The sequence below is a fragment of the Bacillus sp. OTU530 genome, from assembly GCF_038440375.1.
The window spans coordinates 1-248 of sequence record NZ_JASATP010000190.1; the positions used below are offsets into that span (position 1 = coordinate 1).

Sequence of the window (248 nt, forward strand, 5' to 3'; positions counted from 1 at the left end):
AAGCCAATCTTTGATTACGGTCCAGTGATTGAAAACTTAAAATGGTCGACATACCACCAGGTTGTAGATGAACCCTATCAATACTCAAATGGGACACCCATCCGGAATGCTTATACTGAGTACAAGGGCTCGATGTCCATACGAAACGCTTTAGTAGAGTCACGTAATATCCCAGCCTTAAAAACACTACAAGAAGTCGGTTTGGATAAAGCAAAAGCCTTTGCACAATCACTTGGGATTACCTTCCC

At 42.3% G+C, this 248-nt stretch carries 1 protein-coding gene; it reads left to right on the forward strand.

Annotated features, from left to right (window positions below; genetic code table 11):
• Positions 1-248 (forward strand): penicillin-binding transpeptidase domain-containing protein (locus AAHB12_RS31575; RefSeq protein WP_342048973.1); only part of this gene is annotated, 248 nt, incomplete at both ends.